Source organism: Paraburkholderia sp. MM6662-R1, assembly GCF_050436245.1.
Classification (GTDB): Bacteria; Pseudomonadota; Gammaproteobacteria; order Burkholderiales; family Burkholderiaceae; genus Paraburkholderia; species Paraburkholderia tuberum.
In genome coordinates this window covers 4,352,481-4,371,623 of sequence record NZ_JBNDLV010000001.1, presented here as the reverse complement: position 1 = coordinate 4,371,623, position 19,143 = coordinate 4,352,481, and the positions used below count along the sequence as shown (strand labels likewise).

Sequence of the window (19,143 nt, the reverse complement as noted above, 5' to 3'; positions counted from 1 at the left end):
ATGAACCCGCCTAAACACCAAGAAATCCATTTCGAGTCGGATATCGTTGCACACCTCACCCGCCATGGCTGGCTGGAGGGTGATCCCGCTAAATACGACCGTGAACTAGCGCTTTATCCGGAAGATGTCTTCACCTGGTTTCAGGAAACGCAACCCAAAACTTGTGAGAAGCTAAAGGCAGCAAAGAACACTGGGGCGGAAGCTGCCCTGCTTGCACGCCTCGCCCAGGTGCTCGACACGGATGGGTGCCTGTCCGTCCTTCGGCATGGCTTCAAGGACGTGTCGACGAAGCTCGATATGTGCCAGTTTCGCCCCGCACAAACCATCAATGCGGAAACGCTGGAGCGCTACAGCAAGGTCCGTTGCCGGGTCATTCGCCAGGTTCGGTATGGCCTGTCCAACGAGAACGCCATTGACCTTGTGTTCTTCATCAACGGCATTCCGGTAGCTACGGCAGAGCTCAAGACAGATTTCACCCAGTCAGTCGACGACGCCAAGAAGCAGTACCGATATGATCGGATACCTCGTGAGCCAGGTACCAAGCGAGAGGAACCCCTGCTGGCTTTCAAGCGACGTGCGCTTGTACACTTTGCCGTCTCCACCGACGAAGTGTGGATGACGACCGAGCTTAAAGGGAAGAACACATACTTCTTGCCGTTTAATCTGGGTAACCACGGTGGCGCTGGAAATCCGCCTAACCCTACCGGCTACCGGACCTCGTACTGGTGGGAACGGATTCTGCAACGGGACGCTTGGCTGAACATCATAGGACGCTTCGTCCACCTCGCAAAAGAAGAGAAGCGGACGCTAGAAGGCAAAAAGCAAGTCCGGGAAACCCTGATTTTTCCCCGTTTCCATCAATGGGAAGCCGTCACCAAGTTGCTCGCCACAGCGAAGGTCGAGAAGGCCGGCCACAAATATTTGATCCAGCACTCGGCAGGCTCAGGCAAGTCGAATTCGATCGCATGGCTGGCACACCAGCTTTCCAACCTGCACGACGACGCTGACGGCAAGGTCTTCTCTTCGGTTATTGTCATCACCGACCGGACGGTGCTCGACCAGCAACTGCAAGACACGATTTACCAGTTCGAACACAAGGCGGGCGTGGTCTGCAAAGTCACCAATGAAGGCGTCAAATCTGCGCAGTTGGCGGAAGCGCTGAAAGATAGCGTTCCGATCATCATTGTCACGATCCAGACGTTTCCTTTCGTGATGGAGGCCATCCAAAAGGAAACATCACTCAAGAATCGTACGTTCGCTGTGATTGCCGATGAGGCGCATTCGTCCCAGACCGGTGCAGCAGCAAAAGAACTCAAGCGGGTGCTCACTGCCGAGCAGATAACTGAAGGTGAGGAAATTGGCGACGATGAAGTACTCGCGGCAGAGATCGCAGCAAGGCCGCAGCAGAAAAGTTTGAGTTACTTTGCATTCACTGCCACGCCGAAAGCGAAAACGTTGGAGATGTTCGGGCGTCGTCAGTACCCCGATCAACCAGCATCGAAGACGAACAAGCCGGAAGCCTTCCACGTCTATTCGATGCGGCAGGCCATTGAGGAAGATTTCATCCTCGATGTGTTGAAGAACTACACACCATATAAGCTTGCGTTTAAGCTCGCTCACAACGGCAAGGATTACGACGACGAGACCGTTGACCAAAGCGAGGCGATGAAATCGCTGATGCGATGGGTTCGACTACATCCCCATAACATTTCGCAGAAAGCGCAAATCATCGTCGAGCACTTCCGAAGCAATGTAGCCTGGCGACTGGATGGCCATGCGAAGGCGATGGTCGTCACGGCATCCCGCAAGGAAGCTGTGCGCTACAAGCTCGCGGTTGACAAGTACATCAATCAGCAGGGATACAAGGACCTCGCCACATTGGTTGCGTTTTCCGGCGACGTGGATGATCCCGAAAGCGGTCCTCAGCCGTTTTCTGAGAACAACATGAACCCGGGCCTGAAAGGGCGTGACCTTCGGGAAGCGTTCGACACGGAGGAATTCCAGGTTCTGCTGGTCGCCAACAAATACCAGACGGGCTTCGATCAGCCGAAGCTAGTATCGATGTACGTGGACAAGAAGCTTGCCAATGTCGCCGCCGTGCAAACATTGTCACGCCTGAATCGCACCTATCCCGGCAAGGATCAAACGTTCGTGCTGGACTTTGTGAATGAGCCGCAGGACATCGTTGCTGCATTCCAGCCGTACTATGAGACAGCGGAACTGGAAGACGTCAGCGATCCCAACCTGATTCACGCTTTGCAAAGCAAGCTCGACGCTGAATTGATATATACACCCGAGGAAGTTGATGCGTTCATTACGGTTTACTTCAAGGGTCAGCAGAAGGACATGCAGGCGAAGATTGCCCCGGCGGTCGAGCGGTTCAGGGTTCGTTGGAATGATGCAGAGGCCGAGAATGATAAGGAAGCGAAGGATGGACTGATTGTCTTCCGGCGCGACGTTGGTGCGTTCGTCCGGGCTTACGATTTCCTGTCGCAGATTGTCGATTTCGGTGATACGGATTTGGAAAAGCGTTCGATCTTCCTGAAGCACCTGTTGCCGCTGCTGAGAGAGGTGCGCACCGACGTCGGTATTGACCTTAGCGAAGTGAAGCTGACGCACTACAAGCTGTCGAATAAAGGGAAGCTTGACATCAAACTTGCTGCCGGCGCCGAGGATGCCAAGCTGAAACCAATTACCGAGCTGGGATCTGGCAAGCCACACGATCCGGAAATGGTGCAGCTGGCGCTCGTTGTCGACAAGATGAACGATTTATTCGAGGGCGTCAGCGAAACTGACGTACTGCCTTTCGCTCTGCACATCACCGGGACGATGATGGAAAGCGAAACATTGGAGCAGCAGGCCGGTGCAAACTCGAAGGAACAATTCGAAGCCAGCCCAGACTTCAAGAACATCATGATTGAATCGGTTGCGGACGGCTTGGATAAGTATTCGGGCATGGCAAAGCAGGTCCTCAACAACCCCAAATTGCAGGACGAGTTTGCTGCTTTAATTAGCGGGCTTTTGTATGAGCGGTTTGCAAAGCGAAGAGGCGATACTGGCGGATCGAGGGCCGTCTGAGCAATTCCGACCCTGTATGATGCATTTTAATGCTTCACTTCGTCTGCGCCATATTATTCAAGGACACAAGAATGAAAAAGCTTTCGAAGGAGATTGCCGAAATTAAACAGGCCGTCGAAGACTATGAGCGCTCGCTCGCCGAGGGCTTGCTACAGACGGCTGCACACGCACACTTTGAAAAAAACTTTGAATTAGCCAACAAACTGTTGCGAGCCGTTCCTGAAGTAGACAGGTACGCAGTCGCTGCATGGTTTGAGAAAGCCGAACTTGTGGTTTGCCGAACACAATCCGACATTGAGGTATGTGGCGCAAAAGCGGTTGTTGACGTCGAGCAGTTGTTGCGGAAGATGAGGAGGATCCCCGTCCTTTCTGATGACTCTCGTGGCAAAGCACGTTCGGTCTACATACGGATGGTCAGTGGCGGACTGCCTTCGCTGGGAAAACGGGCAAAGTAACGCAAAGGGTTAGCGGATAGGCAAAACTTTAGGAATTTAGTTTCTGCATTGAGTCTCCATGACATCTTCCTCGAACATCGATCAGGCCACTGTCAAAGCTTATCTGGAGACGCACTACCGCGTCGAACATGATGTGCCCATGACCTTGATAGTAGGTAAGCCGAATCCTTCGCTGGCCGCCCTGCACGAGGCAGCTCACGTCGAATCGAGCGCTTTCATCACAGCCTGCAATTCGTTCAGCCGCGTCTGCGACGTTGAGGTTAACGTTCGCCGTCAGGAGGCATTGGCGCGGGAGCTGACCCAGCTCGGCTTGAAATTTATCAACGGCGTCGGACAGCATCCGTCAGGCGACTGGCCCGGCGAGCCGAGTTTTCTGGTCTTGGGCGTTTCGTTGGAGGATGCGAAAGAGCTTGGTGAGCGGTACGACCAGAATGCAATCGTCTGGGTCGGGCACGATGCGGTTCCGCAATTGATGCTACTCCGGTGACTCGTATGATTTCGAGTATTCAGGTTTCGATAGAAGGGACTCGTTGCAGTTTCGGGCTTCCGCTAGCATACGCACGTCGAACAAAAACTTCTAAGGAAACTTAAATGACGACACAGATTTCGGATGTCCTCATATTCGACAATACTCACGTGTACCTATCCGATCTGCTCCTTCCTGCGGCATTTAAGGATCCATGCCACCTCGATAGCGTATTCTCGATGATAAGTACCGCGTGCTCGCGTGGTTATGTTGCTATCTTCGCTGTGTTCGACGGCCGATTGATGCTCGTTTCAATTGATGGCAACGGAAAAGATAGTCGAACGGTAGGCATCCGAGATCTTTTCAATAAATCGATGTTGCAGGCAACATGGGTATCCGGACGGGTGGAAGGACAATTTGGCCGACGTATCGGCGGAGACTATAAGCCAGTTCTAGAAAATTCAATCTCGCTCGTCTTTGACCACGGTGTACTTGAGAAATGCGAAAAGAGAAAGAACGAACCGCCACCACCTTCAAGGCTTTTAGCTTTTCTAAACAGCGAATAGGAGTCCACGCAGCCTACGAAGGCTTTGAAGTTGCGGGGAAGCGGACGCAGCACTGAATCGGCGATCCAATCAGCTTCGCACGTGCGGCACCCCCGTGCAACTGCTCGGACTGCTGGTAGGCGAACAAGAATGCATCGCTCGCCGTAATGCGGGATACCGTTGACGTCGAGTCGAGCTATATTATCGTCAAAACAGGCGACGTCGGGTCATCCCTTTCCGAAGCACGAGCCGTTGAACAACAATGCGCTAAACATCGTGGGAACTGGAGTGATCAACAGAAAGAATTGATATTAGCCACGGTAGGGAGAGCCCCGCCCGCAGACAAGTGGTTGGGCCGACCAGATGTCCACACATGACGAGGATAAAGACCATGACAAACGACGCTGTGCGACAAGAATTGGAAGCGCTGATGACCAATATGTCACTCGAAGAAAAGACGGAATTCGCAAAAAAGCTTTATGCAATGGGATTGGCGCAGATCGCTAGCGGTGAAGACCTGAGTCAAGAAAACATACGCATCTTGAATGACGCCCGAACCGTAATTAAGAAGAGATCAGAAGGCTGAGTCTTCTCATGGACTACATCCATTTTCCCCGGTCTTTCAAGTATCCCGAGGCGGTCGCTCATCGTCGCATGATGCTCGATGAGCCACACATTTCACCTTTAACGTCTTATGTCGAAACACTGAGGGCCAAACACCCTACCTGGGAATTTCAGGACTTTGATCCAGCCGATGGTGGCATAGAGGCTGACATGCTCTTTCTGTTGGAAAAGCCCGGCCCCATGACTTCCAGAACTGGCAAACGCCAAGGCTCGGGGTTCATCTCTCGCAACAATGACGATCCGACCGCTGAGGCCACCTTCTGTTTCATGGCCGAGGCGAACATCGACCGGAGGCGAACAGTCATCTGGAACATCATCCCCGGCTGGAATGGAACGATCAAGGTGAGTTCCGCAGAGTGCCGAGAAGGGCTTGATGAGCTGAAGAATCTCGTTGCGTTGTTGCCTCGGCTGGAAACTGTCGTTCTCGTGGGACGAAAGGCAAACAACGCCGAAGTGTTCGTAAAATCGCTGGGTCTCCGAGTGTTCACGTCGGCGCATCCATCGCCGAAGGTTCGCAGCATCAACCGGCCCATGTGGGACCTCATACCGGAGCAATGGGCGGCAGCTGCTAAATCTGACAATAAAGGAGGCGATTGATGGATATAGCCCCCTTGCCTACCCGAGTTGTAAGGCACCAGGTCAGCGAACGATCAACGGCCACGCCCTGGAACCACCTTTTGGGCGTCGAAGCCCCAACGGTCGCATAGTGCGGCCATGCAAACCTCGATTGGACGATTGAACCGACTACGATACGTTTCTGGTACGTCCGGCAACCAGAGCGTATTCGCGGCTTCTGCTGATCGCGTGTAGTGCGGCACTTCACTTTCTTGTTTATCGCCCTCACGCCAACCCATCACAACGGTCTCATCGTCACCGCGACCGACATATACGTTCTCATAGCCCACTAATAAGGCGATATCTGCGTCCAATTCCGCGCAGCCGTCGGGGTGGGCCGCATAAATGCCCTTCCCGACCAGAGCGGATTTCAGCCACTTGATGACCTTGCGCTCACGTTTGCGCCAATATTGGTCTGCCGCTTGGTCATGCAAGCGCTCCAGCCATGCTTCGGATGCTTGCGCGTCGAACGGGTACGGCCAATCCAGTTGCTGCCCAAGTAGATCGGAGATCGCCTTGCGCGCGGCGTCATCGCCTCGACACCACTCCGAGGCTACTCGATGCTGTCGAAGGCGCAGCAGTATCCACTCTTCAAAATGTCCGGCATTGGGAAACACCGCGACTATCTTGACCGGGCAACCCGCGCGCTGTTCCAACTGCTGTTGACGCTGCTCGGGGTTTGCGCTGCGCCCGATCTTGATAAAGCCATGGGCGTTCTGCATCACGTACAGCATGAGCGTCCGCGTTATGTCGTTGCGCAACGACCCAAGCGTTTCGCCTTTGGTCAGTTTGACTATACGTTTCACGGCCCCGTCCTATACTGTCCTTGGTTATTGACGACCCTGTAGCGCATCGAGAACGTGGGGCTCAGCCACCGTCTCATCGGTAATCATCGGCGTGACAGCCGTGACGACAGTGTGACGACTCCAGAGACTCAAAAAAACCTTGCCAGACAAGCGATGTGACACTGTGACGAATGTGACGTACGAAACAACACAACCTTAAAGGGCTTCAGGAAGATGGGCCACCTGCCTTTGCCGCCCCACGTCCCTGAGACTTGGCATTGACTTTTCCGAGCGTCACATCCGTCACATTGTCACAACCCTTGATTGACAAGGACTTTTGCTGGACAACGGACGTAACGGCTCTGTCACAACCGTCACGCATTACTTCTATTACCCTACCTGAACCTCTACGGCCTCCGCGTGTTGCTGCGGATCATAGCCAATGACCCGAGTGCTGATCACCCATAAACGTTTTGAACCGTCCGGAATACGAGTTGTTTTTTCGGTGCCCCAAAGCAGTAGTCCGTGCTTACGTAAAACCTTTTCAACTACCTTGCGATCTAAGTGCCCGCAAATCCGCTGCATGAACGGCCCCGGCAACACGTAGAAGATTCCTTTTGCCGTATCAACGTACCCGGCTCGATTGTGGACGACCTGTTCATGATCAATCTCGTCCGTCAACGGGCTGATCCGCTGAAACGCAGACTGCCCATGTTGCTCGAAGAACCCCTGCACTTGCCGCAGTGCCTGAAATTCCTCCGCCGCCTCGGTCCCCCCTCTCTGCACAATCCAGGCATCGAAGCAACGCTTCAGCATGGCCGTCGGTGTACCGGCGAGCCAACAAACGATTCCGGCCTCTACCGCCAATTCCCCAGCCAAGGCAAGCACAGCAAACCGCTGAGCAGCACGCAACACCTGTCCGTCACCGTCCGCGCCAAATGAATTCCCGACATCTCGATGCCGCTGCTTCAAGATATCGCAAACATCATCAGCATTGTGTCCGGTCAGGTACTGCAGCCAAGCGTTGCCCACAGCACCGAACACTTCGTCTGCGGCAGCGTTAAGGTGGTTCGCCAAAGCCCGGCTGCTATCCATGCCGGCTAACGACTCGAACAGCCCGAAGCCGCAGCCAGCATCAGCCGGGATGTTCAGTAGCCGCACGTCCATACCGGCACGCACGGTCCTGCCCGCCGACTCGATATGCTGCTGCAACGGGATTTCCCCCGTCGACATGAACAACATACGCCACGTATAGGGTTTCCTGCTCATCGCGGTTCGGCTCATACGTGTCTTTCCCTGCCCGTTTCCGAGCATATATATAGCCTCGCCGGCTTCGTTGGGAGATGCCTGCCCCATCTCGTCTAGCAATAACACTGAGTCGTTCAAGGACGCAGCAACCGCTTCAAGTCCATTCGACGTCGAGCGCCACGAACGGATGAAGTCCGTAGATTTACCCCAGATCGAAGCCGCAACCTTCATCGCGGTGGTCTTACCCACACTGCTTTGTCCTACTAAATGAACACCACCGGACTCCATCCCGAGCAGGCGCAGAAGCGGAGCAGCGAGTGCCACGCACGCCGCAAGCATCAATCGAGAATTGCTCTCACAATACTTGCCGATCTCGTCGTTCCACCGTTCAAGCGTACCCTCGTGGCGAAACGCCGCACTTGCGGGGGCTTCTGGATCAAGCGCCACTGCTTCCGCATTCACCCCAAACACTCGGTCCGCACGCACGTAGTTCATGCCGGACCAGCCGACACTGCGAACGAGTTCATGCGCGTCTCGGGTCTTTGCATGAGCCAGGTAGTCGTTAAACTCGACCCAATTGTAAACGATCACTCCGAGGTCGCTAAACGTCTCCCGAAAAGCGCGGGCGTCGGACAGCGTCGCACGCCGCACGACGATCGTTTGCTGCTGGCCGTCAGGCTTGTGCAAGCGCAGTTCGAGACTCCACCCGCTACTTTCCTGGTCACGAAGCTGCCGAAGAATCTCGACACGGGAAGACACCTTGACGGGCACCAACTCGTCCTTCTGCATTTTCCAGACAGTTACGCCTTCATCGTCCACGGTATAGCTCTTACCCGATGCCCAAGTCACCGAGTCACCGTTCTCAACCGCTACGAGCCGCCGCATCTGCCCGTCGCTCCCCAGCGCGACAGGTACGTCAATCAACGAGTTTTTCGCCCAATCTGCAACGACATCCCCAGCAACGCCAAGTTGGGCAAGATCGGCGACGTCCCACCCGTCCAGATCATCGGCCTTCTCGCCATACACCCAGTCCTGCGCCTGGCACAAGCTCCGCATCACTTTTTTGGCATCGACAAGCTTGATCTGCGTCGAGGGGCCTGCCGCCCGAATCAGTTCAATCACCTGATCCTGATATTTCAGACCAGCCTCGTCGTTGTCGGGCCAGATCACAACCGAACGGCCTGCCAAGGGCGACCAATCGGTCTTGGCAGCCGCCTTCGCACCACCCGCAGACGTCACAACCGGCCTCTGTCCAAGCCCCCGCAGTGCGAGCGCCGCTTTTTCGCCCTCGACCACGAACACCGGTGCGCCCTGATCACCCTCGACCAAATCCCGCAAGCCGAACAGCGGACGAAGCCCGGGCGGCATGCCACCAGTCCAGTGCAGAGAGCCGTCCTCCTTCCTTGTGACCTGCATCGTGCGAAAGGTTTTCGCTCCGTCAGACTGGCGCAAGCGCAACTGGACAAAACACAGGCGCCCGTCCGCATCAACGTAGTCGAAACGCGCCTCAAGAGTCGAACCGCGAGGCACGAATCGGCCCGCGTCGAGCTCCGGGCCCCCTTCCGAAATCGGGCACATGAGCTCGTTGTGACCTGTCTTGCGAACAACCGACTTACGCACTGCCGTAACGGTATGGGTATGCGGCCGCATCTCAGTCTGCCGGTTTTGGAGTTCACCCAGCAAACGCTTGGCCGCCACCGCCATGCCGCAGTCCCAGACGTATGCAGCCAGGGCAATCAGATCCAAGCCCTTGCATTCCTCCTCGCAGGCGAAATCGGCGAAGACGCCGGTCTCCGTGTTGATCGAAAACGACCCAAGACTACGGTCATCACGGCGCGGGTTATAGGCGACGAATTCTTTACCGCGATGCTCGCCATCGAGACCAAGAATGTCTTCGAGAACAACGTCAAAATGGTCGAGCGCAACTTCGGCGATTTGCTTGAAAGGCACCGACGGAATGGCAGCGGTAAGGGCCTGGAGGTCTTTGAGGGTAATCACCTCTGGTTGCGCGTCACGCCAACCATCGACTTGCGAGAGAGTTATGTCGCTCACTTCGCCTCCTTTGCCGGGACGCGCAGAATATGGCGGGTACGGTGCATCTGCATGGCAATGTCCACGCGATGCTGTAGCAGAACGGTGCTGGCTCCAGACTGCGGGCCGAAAAAAATCTGATTCATTTTCGAATTTCCTTTTTGAAAGATCGCAGCGGTGCTGCGAGACCTCCAATGTAGGAAATTCGTCCGATGGTTTCGACAGGCAGGATACCCCTCAGATTTTTCCGGTCATCCTGGATCAGGGTTCGTTCAATCGTCTTGCGTGATTGCGTTCAGAAAGGTGTGGACCGTTTGGCTCAGGAATATCCGACGCATGTCATCACGAAGTTCGTCAAGTGCACTTTTTGACGGTGTCTCGTGCAGCTTTCCCAACGAGGTCTGTCGGGTTCGAGTCAGCTTTTCGACGAAGACCGTTCTAGGAATCTCTTTGCCGGAAAGTCGAGCGAGCATCTGCATGTCAAAGTACGGCACTACACCACGATCTCCCCAAGCCGCAGCTTTCTGCTGCAACGTATTCCCGATTGGTTTTTCGCTCGGGACATGCGTTCTCCACGCCGCGAGCCAACGCCTGAAGTCCTCTTCCAAAGCTTTGTCCGTCGCATGCAGATCGACCTGAAGGTGGGCATAGCGACCCCATACCGGATCATCCTGTTGCACGACGTCGTCAACGCTCGACCGAAAATCGATAGCTTCGCCCGCGTTCCCTCGCGTGCTGGAGACTGCACCGTGATTACACGGCAGGGACTGTCCCAAGGCAAGGTAATGACCCGAGGTCAGTGGCTTGACGCACTTCTGGCTAGCCGGGTGTCTGCGTCCGACCGTCAGATTGAAACCCAACGGGGCGAGCGGTGCTGTCTGCAGCTTTTTGAATTGCTCGGCGACGAACTGTTGTTGCCCGTTATTCAGGAATCGGTTTAACTCGACCCGATCCTGCAGCACGGTCGCCCACAATCGCAAATCCCCCGTCTCGAGTGGAGCATAGTTACAGCGATCGAGCCAGCGAAACTCGTCCCGGTTCATCAAGCGGTGTTTTGGTGTGCGAGCCATGACGAATAAAGGAGGTTAGATATCGGTACTGCCGTGCCTCGACGGGGTATTGCTGACGAGCGTAGAACCAGCAGAGTTGAAACGGCAATGCACGAGTCGGTCGGGAATCGCATCTGGCCCCGCTGATGCTGCCCGCAGGCTGGAATCGCCCCCTTGTGCCCTGAGTTCTGACAGATGGGCCTGGGCAGGGCTTCAACGCGACCTACAGCTTTGCGGTACAACCACACCAATCCACGTGCTTCCCGCAGACAACGCGGAACCCGAGACCTGGCCATGGGCCTCGCTTCGTGACCTATAATGCAAAACAGCCTCGCAACTGCGAAGCCGTTTTTTGTCCAAATCCTGTCCAAATCTGGGCCTGGACGGGGGACGAACTGAACCAGGCACCCGGTCACGGACTATCGCTACATCAACGAATGCGCAATGGCGGGAATGGATCAAGCCCCTGATTTAACAGCGATTTTCACTCCCACTCGATCGTCGCAGGCGGCTTCCCCGAGATGTCGTAGACGACCCGGTTGATCCCGCGCACTTCGTTGATGATCCGGTTCGACACATGCCCAAGCAGTTCATGCGGCAGATGCGCCCAATGCGCGGTCATGAAGTCGAGCGTCTGCACCGCGCGCAACGCGACGACGTACTCGTAGGTGCGCCCGTCGCCCATCACGCCGACGCTCTTGACCGGCAGGAACACCGCGAATGCCTGGCTCGTCAGGTCATACCACGACTTGCCGGTTTCCTTGTCGATCGTGTTGCGCAGCTTCTCGATGAAAATCGCGTCCGCGCGGCGCAGCAGGTCCGCGAAATCGCGCTTCACTTCGCCGAGGATCCGCACGCCCAGACCCGGACCCGGAAACGGATGGCGATACACCATCGAGTGCGGCAGACCGAGCTTCACGCCAAGCTCGCGCACTTCGTCCTTGAACAGCTCGCGCAGCGGTTCGAGCAGCTTCAGGTTCAGCGTCTCCGGCAGACCACCGACGTTGTGGTGGCTCTTGATGGTTTGCGCGGCCTTCTTGCCCTTGCCCGCCGATTCGATCACGTCCGGATAGATCGTGCCTTGTGCCAGCCACTTCGCGTCGGTCAGCTTGCCGGCTTCGGCCTGGAACACTTCGACGAACTCCGCGCCGATGATCTTGCGCTTCGCTTCAGGATCGGTCACGCCGGCGAGCTTGCCGAGGAATGCTTGGCTCGCGTCGACGTGAATCACCTTCACGCCAAGGTGATCGGCGAACAGCGCCATCACCTGCTCGGCTTCGTTCAGGCGCAGCAGGCCATGGTCGACGAACACGCAGGTCAGTTGATCGCCGATCGCGCGGTGCAGCAGCGCCGCCGCCACCGACGAATCCACGCCGCCCGACAAGCCCAGAATGACGTGCTCGTTACCGACCTGCTCGCGAATCTTCGCGACGGCTTCGTCGATGTAGTGGCCCATTTCCCAATCGGCCTTCGCGCCGCAGATCTGCAGCACGAAGCGCTCGAGCATCGCGCGGCCCTGCACCGTGTGCGTGACTTCCGGATGCCATTGCAGGCCATAGAAGCGGCGCTGCTCGTCGGCCATCGCGGCGATCGGGCACGATTCCGTCGATGCCATCAGCGCGAAACCCGGCGGCATCTCCAGCACCTTGTCGCCGTGGCTCATCCATACCTTCAGCATGCCGTGGCCTTCGGACGTGGTGAAGTCGCTGATGCCTTCGAGCAGGCTCGTATGGTTGCGCGCGCGCACTTCGGCGTAGCCGAATTCGCGCAGATGACCGATGTCGACCTTGCCGCCGAGCTGCTGCGCCATCGCCTGCATGCCGTAGCAGATGCCGAGCACCGGCACGCCGAGTTCGAACACGGCTTGCGGCACGCGCGGCGTGTCTTCCTCGGTGACCGAGCTCGGGCCGCCCGACAGAATCACGCCCTTCGGCGCGAAGTCGCGGATGAACGACGCGTCGACGTCGTACGGATGGATTTCCGAATACACGTTGGCTTCGCGAACGCGACGTGCAATCAGTTGGGTGACTTGCGAACCGAAGTCGAGAATCAGGATCTTGTCATGCATGGCAGCGGACGGAATCAGAAGTGAGCGGATACGGAATGCCGCGCGCGAGGCGCGGCGTCGAATTCAAAGCGGTCCGCGCGGCGACGGTCTTGGCGCGGCGCGGACAGCCAACATTACGATGAAGCACAAGGGCGCGGCCAACCACGGAACTCGCCGCCTGTGATGCGCGCGAACGAAATCCGCTAGCTTCGGCAAACGGCCTGGCGCGCGGCGCTTCAACCATGAAACGGCGGGCGGGGTGCGCCGGGCACGTCGTTGCTGGTGTCGCGCGCGGCGCGTTCGGACTCGCTCAGGCCGGGCTCGCTTGCGGCCGGATGAAGCGGCGCGGGAGTGGCAACGGAAGCCGCGGCAGCCGGATTGGCCGGCCGCGTGACCGGCACGACGGGCTCCGGCACCGGCTCGGCGTGATAGACCGGAAAGCCCGCTGAGGCACGTGGCTCGCGCGCGTTGTCGCGTTCGGGTTCACGCTGCCGTGCGGCATCCTTTTCGGCCTCTTTCGCGGCACGCTTATCGGCACGACTGTCGGCCTTGCTCGACGAGGGCTTGATCACGATCCCCTTCTCGCGCCGCCGCACCGCACCCGATAGTCGCACGCCGCCGAGCCCGATCACCACCAGCACGACACCGGCCAGCACCGCCACCATCTGGCCGAAACCGGTCAGCGACGGCGTATGCAGCCCCAGCAGCCAGACCAGCATCAGCACGCCGATCAGCCAGTGCACATGACCGACGACCTTCGCGACCGTCGAGGTCAGCGCCCCGTCGAACGACGCATGCACCGCGAGCCACGCGAGCCCGATCAGCGCGACGCCGAACGCCTGGCCGACCAGCATCGGCTCCGTTGGCACCAGTTGCAACGCGTCGTACAGCGAGGTCCACGGCGTCAGCACGAACAGCAGGCCGAACGCCAGCAGCAACAACGCATCGAGGATCAGTACAACGCGCAGCAGTGGCTTCATGGGCGTTTAGTCCACGTGGTAGTTGGGCGCTTCCTTGGTGATTTGCACATCGTGCACATGCGACTCGCGCAGGCCCGCACCGGTGATCTGCACGAACTCGGCCTTCTCGTTCATTTCGGCGATGGTGCGGCAGCCGCAGTAGCCCATGCTCGCGCGCACACCGCCGATCAGCTGGAACAGGATTGCGTTGACCGAACCCTTGTACGCGACGCGACCTTCGATGCCTTCCGGCACCAGCTTGTCGATGTTGGCCGAGTTGTCCTGGAAGTAGCGGTCCGCCGCGCCGTCCTTCATGGCGCCGACCGAGCCCATGCCACGGTACGACTTGTACTGGCGGCCCTGGTACAGGAATACCTCGCCCGGCGACTCCTCGGTACCGGCGAACATGCTGCCCATCATGACCGCGCTGGCGCCCGCCGCGAGCGCCTTGCTGACGTCGCCCGAGAAGCGCACCCCGCCGTCGGCGATGACCGGCACGCCGGTGCCGTTCAGCGCTTCGGACACGTTGGAGATAGCGGTGACCTGCGGCACGCCGACGCCTGCGACGATTCGCGTCGTGCAGATGGAGCCCGGGCCGATACCGACCTTGACGCCGTCCGCGCCGTATTCGACGAGCGCCCTGGCGGCCGCGGCGGTTGCGATGTTGCCGCCGATCACCTCGACGTGCGGGAAGTTCTGCTTGACCCACTTGACGCGCTCGAGCACGCCCATGCTGTGGCCATGCGCGGTATCGACGACGATCACGTCGACGCCGGCCTGCACGAGCAGCTCGACGCGCTCTTCGTTGTCCGCGCCGACGCCGACCGCCGCGCCCGCGCGCAGCTTGCCGTGCTCGTCCTTGCATGCATCCGGGTGCTCGGTCTGCTTGGTGATGTCCTTGACGGTCATCAGGCCGCGCAGTTCGAAGGCGTCGTTGATGACCAGCACGCGCTCGAGGCGGTGGCTGTGCATCAGCGCCTTCGCTTCGGCGAGCGGCGTGCCTTCCTTGACGGTGACGAGGCGCTCGCGCGGCGTCATGATGTTGCGCACCGGCTCGTCCAGACGCTCTTCGAAGCGCAGGTCGCGATTCGTCACGATGCCGACGAGCTGCGAGCCCTCGACGACCGGGAAGCCCGAAATGCCATGCTGGCGCGACAGTGCGATCACGTCGCGCACTTTCATATGCGGCGGAACGGTGATCGGATCGCGCACGACGCCCGACTCGAAACGCTTGACCTTCGCGACTTCACGCGCCTGCTCAGCCGGCGTGAGGTTCTTGTGGATGATGCCGACGCCGCCCATTTGCGCCATGGCGATTGCCAGACGTGCTTCGGTGACCGTGTCCATCGCGGCGGACACGAGCGGCATGTTGAGGGAGATGTTGCGGGTCAGCCGGGTCTTGAGGCTGGTGTCGCGCGGCAGAACATCGGAGAAGGCCGGGACGAGGAGCACGTCATCGAACGTGAGTGCTGTTTGGATCAGACGCATGGCAAATCCTATAGGCGCAAAAGCGAATTATACGCGATACCACCCCGGTTTTCACTGCGCGAACAGCAGCTTAGCGAATTTCAGACGATTTTTTGCCGCTCCCGCCTGCGTCGATTTCGCTCGCCTGTTCGCGTCGGGTTCGAACGGGTTTCGTTTGCGCGTTCGCAGGCGAAACCGGAGCAGAGCCGGCGGCATTTTCGCGGCACGTACCCTGTCGAGCGGCGGTCGAGCGGCCTGAATGCAGGATCGAACAAGACGTCCTGCTCGCAAAACCGCTATTCTGCCGGCCATTCCAGTTTATCCAGCAGAGGCAGTCGATGCAGCGCGGTGTCGTATATGGCGTCATGGCCGGAGCCTTGTGGGGCATGGTGTTTCTGGTGCCGCGGGTGCTGCCCGACTTCTCCTCGCTCCTGCTCGTCGCCGGCCGCTACTCGATGTACGGCGTCGTGTCGCTCGCCGCGGCGCTGCCGATCGCGCGTTCGCTCGCCAAACGGCTGAGCCGCGAGGATCTGATCGCGCTCGTCAAGCTCGCGCTGGCCGGCAATATCGTTTATTACCTGCTGCTGACCGCCGCCGTGCACCTGATCGGAATCGCGCCGGCCTCGCTGATCGTCGGCGTGCTGCCGGTCACGGTCACGCTGGTCGGCCGGCGCGATCACGGCGCGGTGCCGCTCGCGCGCCTCGCATGGCCGCTCGCGACCGTGATGGCGGGCATCGTCTGCATCAATATCGACGTCTTTACGGTGGCCGGCGCGGCGCCGGTGAGCATCGCGACGCGCCTGCTCGGCGTGGCCTGCGCGGTGGGCGCGCTCATCTGCTGGACCTGGTTCGCGGTCGAGAACGCCCGTTACCTGCAGCGTCACACGCATTTCAGCGGCAATGAGTGGTCGGTGCTGTGGGGCGTCGTGACTGGCGCGCTCGGCGGCGCGTTGTGGCTCGTGGTCGCGGTGCTGCCGTCGGGCGGCCCGCAGGGTGAGTTGGCCGACCCGCGCTGGCACACGTTCTGGCTGCTCAACCTCGCACTCGCGATCGGCGCGTCGTGGCTCGGCAACGGCCTGTGGAATGCCGCGGCAAAACGGCTGCCGCTAACGCTGTCCGGCCAGATGATCGTGTTCGAGACGCTGTTCGCGCTGCTTTACGCGTTCATTTACGACGAGCGCCTGCCACGCCCGCTCGAACTCGCGGCGATCCTGCTGCTGGTGGCGGGGGTCTGGTGGTCGGTGCGCCGGCATTCGGACGACGATTCGTCGGGTGCGGCGCGCATCGAGGGCATGAACGATAAGGCGCAGACGGCGGCGCCTTGAGGTGATGTGACGCGATGATGCAAGACGGGCGGCGCGCGAAAAAGTCCGCCGCCCCCCAACTAGCGCCGCCTAGCGCGAATCCTTGTTCAACCAACGCCGCCCCTCGATCGACCCCGCCTTGCGTGTCTTTTCGACGCGGCGTTGGCGCGACACCTTCGGATCCACCAGCAACGGCCGGTAAATCTCGACGCGATCATGGTCGGCCAGCACCGTATCGAGCGGTTTGAGCTTGCCGAACACGCCCACCTTCTGCGTGTTCAGATCGATCGACGGAAAGCGCTGCAGAATCCCGCTTGCGCCGATCGCCTGTTGCAGCGTCGCGCCCGCGGGCAACTCGACCGCAATCAGCGCCTGCTCGGCAGCGAGCGCATAGCAGACCTCGACCGTTAGCCGCGCGCTCATGACTGACCATAGCGCTGGTTGGCGCGCTTCACGAAAGATTCGACGAAGGTATTGGCGATGTGATTGAACACCGGCCCGATGATCTTCTCGAGCAGGATGCTGGTGAACTCGTAGTGCAGCGCGAATTCGATCTTGCACGCATCGGCGCGCAGCGGCGTGAAGCGCCAGAAACCGGTGAACTTGCGAAACGGACCGTCGGCGAATTCCATGTCGATGCGCGTGGGGCGCTCCATCGAGTTACGCGTGGCGAAATGCTGCTTGATGCCCTTGAAGTTGATATCGATCCTCGCCTCCATGCTGGTGTCGTCCCGGTGACGAATTTCGATGCCCCCGCACCATGGCAGGAACTTGGGGTAATCGTCGACGTCGGTGACGAGGTCGAACATCTGCTCCGCCGAGTGGCGAATCAAAACGGTTTTCTGGACATCTGCCATAAATTGAACAGCGCGTGGCAACGGTGGACGAGCGCCGCGGGCTTTCCTTGCCCCGCTTTGCTAAAATCGTGATTTTAAACGAGTTGGGCACTTTCCATTCATGAGCATCATAGACAACAGAAAAGCCTTCTACGACTACTCGGTCGAAGAACGCTATGAGGCAGGCCTCGTGCTCGAAGGATGGGAGGTCAAGGCGTTGCGCGCCGGACGCGGCCAGATCAAGGAAGGCTACGTGGTGATCCGCAACGGCGAGCTGTTCCTGATCGGCACGCATATCAGCCCGCTGCCCGAAGCCTCGACGCACATCCATCCCGACCCGGTGCGCACGCGCAAGTTGCTGCTGCATAGCGAGGAGATCAGCAAGCTGATCGGCAAGGTCGAGCAGCGCGGCTACACGCTCGTGCCGCTGAATTTTCACTACAAGAACGGTCGCGTCAAATGCGAGATCGGTCTCGCGAAGGGCAAGAAGATGCACGACAAGCGCGAGACCGAGAAGAAGCGCGACTGGGAGCGCGAGAAGGCGCGCTTGATGCGCTCGCCGACCTGAACGCGATTCGTTTCCGGCTCATGCAAAAATGGCCCGCGCATCGATGTGCGGGCCATTTGCTTTTACGTCACGCACTCATTGCGCATGCATTGCCCGTTCGTCAGCGCAAGTCGCCGCGCGGCGGCTCCGCTGCCGCCTTGCTCTTGTTCACGATGGTCAGCGCCGACGCGATCATCGAACTCATGTTCGACATGTCGCCCGGCACGATCAGTGTCGTGCCCTGCCTCGCCAGGTTCGAGAACGCGTTCACGTACTGTTCGGCCACCTTCAGATTCACCGCGTCCATGCCGCCGTTCAGCTGGATCGCCGCCGCGATCTTCTGGATCGCCTGCGCGTTCGCCTCGGCCACCGCCAGAATCGCCGCGGCCTGCCCCTGCGCCTGATTGATCGCTGCCTGACGCTCGCCCTCGGACTTCTGGATCGCCGCCTCGCGGCCGCCCGACGCAATATTGATCTGCTCCTGCTTGCGCCCTTCCGATGCCGCGATCAGCGCGCGTTTCTCGCGCTCGGCGGTGATCTGCGCCTGCATCGCGTGAAGGATTTCCTTTGGCGGCGTCAGGTCCTTGATCTCGTAGCGCAGCACTTTTACGCCCCAGTTCGCGGCCGCCTCGTCCAGCGCGGACACGATGCTGTGATTGATGAAATCGCGCTCCTCGAAGGTCCGGTCCAGCTCCAGCTTGCCGATGACCGAGCGCAGCGTGGTCTGCGACAACTGCGTGATCGCGAACACGAAGTTGCTCGATCCGTACGATGCCTTCATCGGATCGGTGACCTGGAAATACAGCACACCGTCGACCTGCAGTTGCGTGTTGTCGCGCGTAATACAGACCTGGCTCGGCACTTCGAGAGGAATTTCCTTCAGCACGTGCTTGTACGCGACCCGGTCGACGAACGGGAACGCGAAGCTCAGACCCGGCGTCAGCGTCGCGTGATAACGGCCGAGGCGCTCGAGCACCCACGCATGCTGCTGCGGCACGATCTTGATGGTCTGCGACGCGAGCACGATCACGACGATCAGCAGCACTGCCCCGACGATGGTTGAATCCATATCGCTACCCTCCGATTC

18 protein-coding genes are annotated in these 19,143 nt (G+C 58.9%); 8 read left to right on the top strand and 10 right to left on the bottom strand.

The genetic code is table 11. From position 1 onward, the window contains the following. From OKW39_RS20675 to OKW39_RS20650, 6 genes are all read left to right on the top strand, one after another. Positions 1 to 3,078 (top strand): type I restriction endonuclease subunit R, encoded by a 3,078-nt coding sequence (locus OKW39_RS20675; RefSeq protein ID WP_429563391.1) that lies wholly within the window; start codon positions 1 to 3, stop codon positions 3,076 to 3,078. Between the two features lie 71 nt (positions 3,079 to 3,149). Then, on the top strand, positions 3,150 to 3,533 hold the full coding sequence (locus OKW39_RS20670; RefSeq protein WP_429563390.1) for a hypothetical protein: 384 nt from the start codon (positions 3,150 to 3,152) through the stop codon (positions 3,531 to 3,533). A gap of 58 nt (positions 3,534 to 3,591) precedes the next feature. Continuing rightward, the gene (locus OKW39_RS20665; protein WP_429563389.1) at positions 3,592 to 4,020 is read left to right on the top strand and encodes a DUF3293 domain-containing protein; all 429 of its coding nucleotides are present in this window, start codon (positions 3,592 to 3,594) and stop codon (positions 4,018 to 4,020) included. Positions 4,021 to 4,124: 104 nt separating this feature from the next. Continuing rightward, positions 4,125 to 4,565 (top strand): hypothetical protein, encoded by a 441-nt coding sequence (locus OKW39_RS20660; protein WP_429563388.1) that lies wholly within the window; start codon positions 4,125 to 4,127, stop codon positions 4,563 to 4,565. 370 nt (positions 4,566 to 4,935) lie between these two features. Next, the gene (locus OKW39_RS20655; protein WP_429563387.1) at positions 4,936 to 5,130 is read left to right on the top strand and encodes a hypothetical protein; all 195 of its coding nucleotides are present in this window, start codon (positions 4,936 to 4,938) and stop codon (positions 5,128 to 5,130) included. A gap of 8 nt (positions 5,131 to 5,138) precedes the next feature. Further along, positions 5,139 to 5,765, top strand: a complete 627-nt coding sequence (locus OKW39_RS20650; RefSeq protein WP_429563386.1) for a uracil-DNA glycosylase — start codon at positions 5,139 to 5,141, stop codon at positions 5,763 to 5,765. Positions 5,766 to 5,818: 53 nt separating this feature from the next. Here OKW39_RS20650 and OKW39_RS20645 read toward each other — a convergent pair whose 3' ends face one another. The 7 genes from OKW39_RS20645 to guaB all read right to left on the bottom strand — a co-directional run bounded on the left by OKW39_RS20645 (position 5,819) and on the right by guaB (position 15,390). Further along, positions 5,819 to 6,589: a GIY-YIG nuclease family protein gene (locus tag OKW39_RS20645; RefSeq protein ID WP_429563385.1), complete on the bottom strand. Its 771-nt coding sequence runs from the start codon at positions 6,587 to 6,589 to the stop codon at positions 5,819 to 5,821. Between the two features lie 369 nt (positions 6,590 to 6,958). Next, positions 6,959 to 9,868, bottom strand: coding sequence for a DUF927 domain-containing protein (locus OKW39_RS20640; RefSeq protein WP_429563384.1), 2,910 nt, complete (start codon positions 9,866 to 9,868; stop codon positions 6,959 to 6,961). Next, positions 9,865 to 9,993 (bottom strand): hypothetical protein, encoded by a 129-nt coding sequence (locus OKW39_RS20635; protein ID WP_429563383.1) that lies wholly within the window; start codon positions 9,991 to 9,993, stop codon positions 9,865 to 9,867. The genes OKW39_RS20640 and OKW39_RS20635 overlap by 4 nt, the downstream gene beginning before the upstream one ends. Before the next feature lie 126 nt (positions 9,994 to 10,119). Continuing rightward, positions 10,120 to 10,890: a DUF6387 family protein gene (locus OKW39_RS20630; protein ID WP_429563382.1), complete on the bottom strand. Its 771-nt coding sequence runs from the start codon at positions 10,888 to 10,890 to the stop codon at positions 10,120 to 10,122. Positions 10,891 to 11,380: 490 nt separating this feature from the next. After that, positions 11,381 to 12,964 carry a glutamine-hydrolyzing GMP synthase gene (gene guaA, locus OKW39_RS20625; RefSeq protein ID WP_429563381.1) on the bottom strand — a complete coding sequence of 528 codons (1,584 nt, stop codon included), beginning with the start codon at positions 12,962 to 12,964 and terminating at the stop codon, positions 11,381 to 11,383. Between the two features lie 215 nt (positions 12,965 to 13,179). Further along, the gene (locus OKW39_RS20620) at positions 13,180 to 13,923 is read right to left on the bottom strand and encodes a hypothetical protein (RefSeq protein WP_429334762.1); all 744 of its coding nucleotides are present in this window, start codon (positions 13,921 to 13,923) and stop codon (positions 13,180 to 13,182) included. A gap of 6 nt (positions 13,924 to 13,929) precedes the next feature. Continuing rightward, positions 13,930 to 15,390 (bottom strand): IMP dehydrogenase, encoded by a 1,461-nt coding sequence (gene guaB / locus OKW39_RS20615; protein ID WP_090800562.1) that lies wholly within the window; start codon positions 15,388 to 15,390, stop codon positions 13,930 to 13,932. A gap of 317 nt (positions 15,391 to 15,707) precedes the next feature. On the opposite strand from guaB, the gene OKW39_RS20610 reads away from it, so the two are divergent. Next, the gene (locus OKW39_RS20610; protein WP_429563380.1) at positions 15,708 to 16,694 is read left to right on the top strand and encodes a DMT family transporter; all 987 of its coding nucleotides are present in this window, start codon (positions 15,708 to 15,710) and stop codon (positions 16,692 to 16,694) included. 69 nt (positions 16,695 to 16,763) lie between these two features. Here OKW39_RS20610 and OKW39_RS20605 read toward each other — a convergent pair whose 3' ends face one another. Together OKW39_RS20605 and OKW39_RS20600 are read right to left on the bottom strand one after the other, a co-directional pair. Continuing rightward, the gene (locus tag OKW39_RS20605) at positions 16,764 to 17,096 is read right to left on the bottom strand and encodes an RnfH family protein (RefSeq protein ID WP_090800565.1); all 333 of its coding nucleotides are present in this window, start codon (positions 17,094 to 17,096) and stop codon (positions 16,764 to 16,766) included. After that, positions 17,093 to 17,530, bottom strand: a complete 438-nt coding sequence (locus OKW39_RS20600; protein ID WP_018417666.1) for a type II toxin-antitoxin system RatA family toxin — start codon at positions 17,528 to 17,530, stop codon at positions 17,093 to 17,095. Before OKW39_RS20600 ends, OKW39_RS20605 begins: the two co-directional genes overlap by 4 nt. Before the next feature lie 100 nt (positions 17,531 to 17,630). On the opposite strand from OKW39_RS20600, the gene smpB reads away from it, so the two are divergent. Then, a complete protein-coding gene (gene smpB / locus OKW39_RS20595) occupies positions 17,631 to 18,077 on the top strand; it encodes an SsrA-binding protein SmpB (RefSeq protein ID WP_013089686.1) in 447 nt (148 codons plus the stop codon). 100 nt (positions 18,078 to 18,177) lie between these two features. Here the strand turns inward: smpB and OKW39_RS20590 are convergent, their stop codons facing one another. Then, the gene (locus OKW39_RS20590; RefSeq protein ID WP_090800567.1) at positions 18,178 to 19,125 is read right to left on the bottom strand and encodes an SPFH domain-containing protein; all 948 of its coding nucleotides are present in this window, start codon (positions 19,123 to 19,125) and stop codon (positions 18,178 to 18,180) included. Positions 19,126 to 19,143 lie beyond the last annotated feature (18 nt).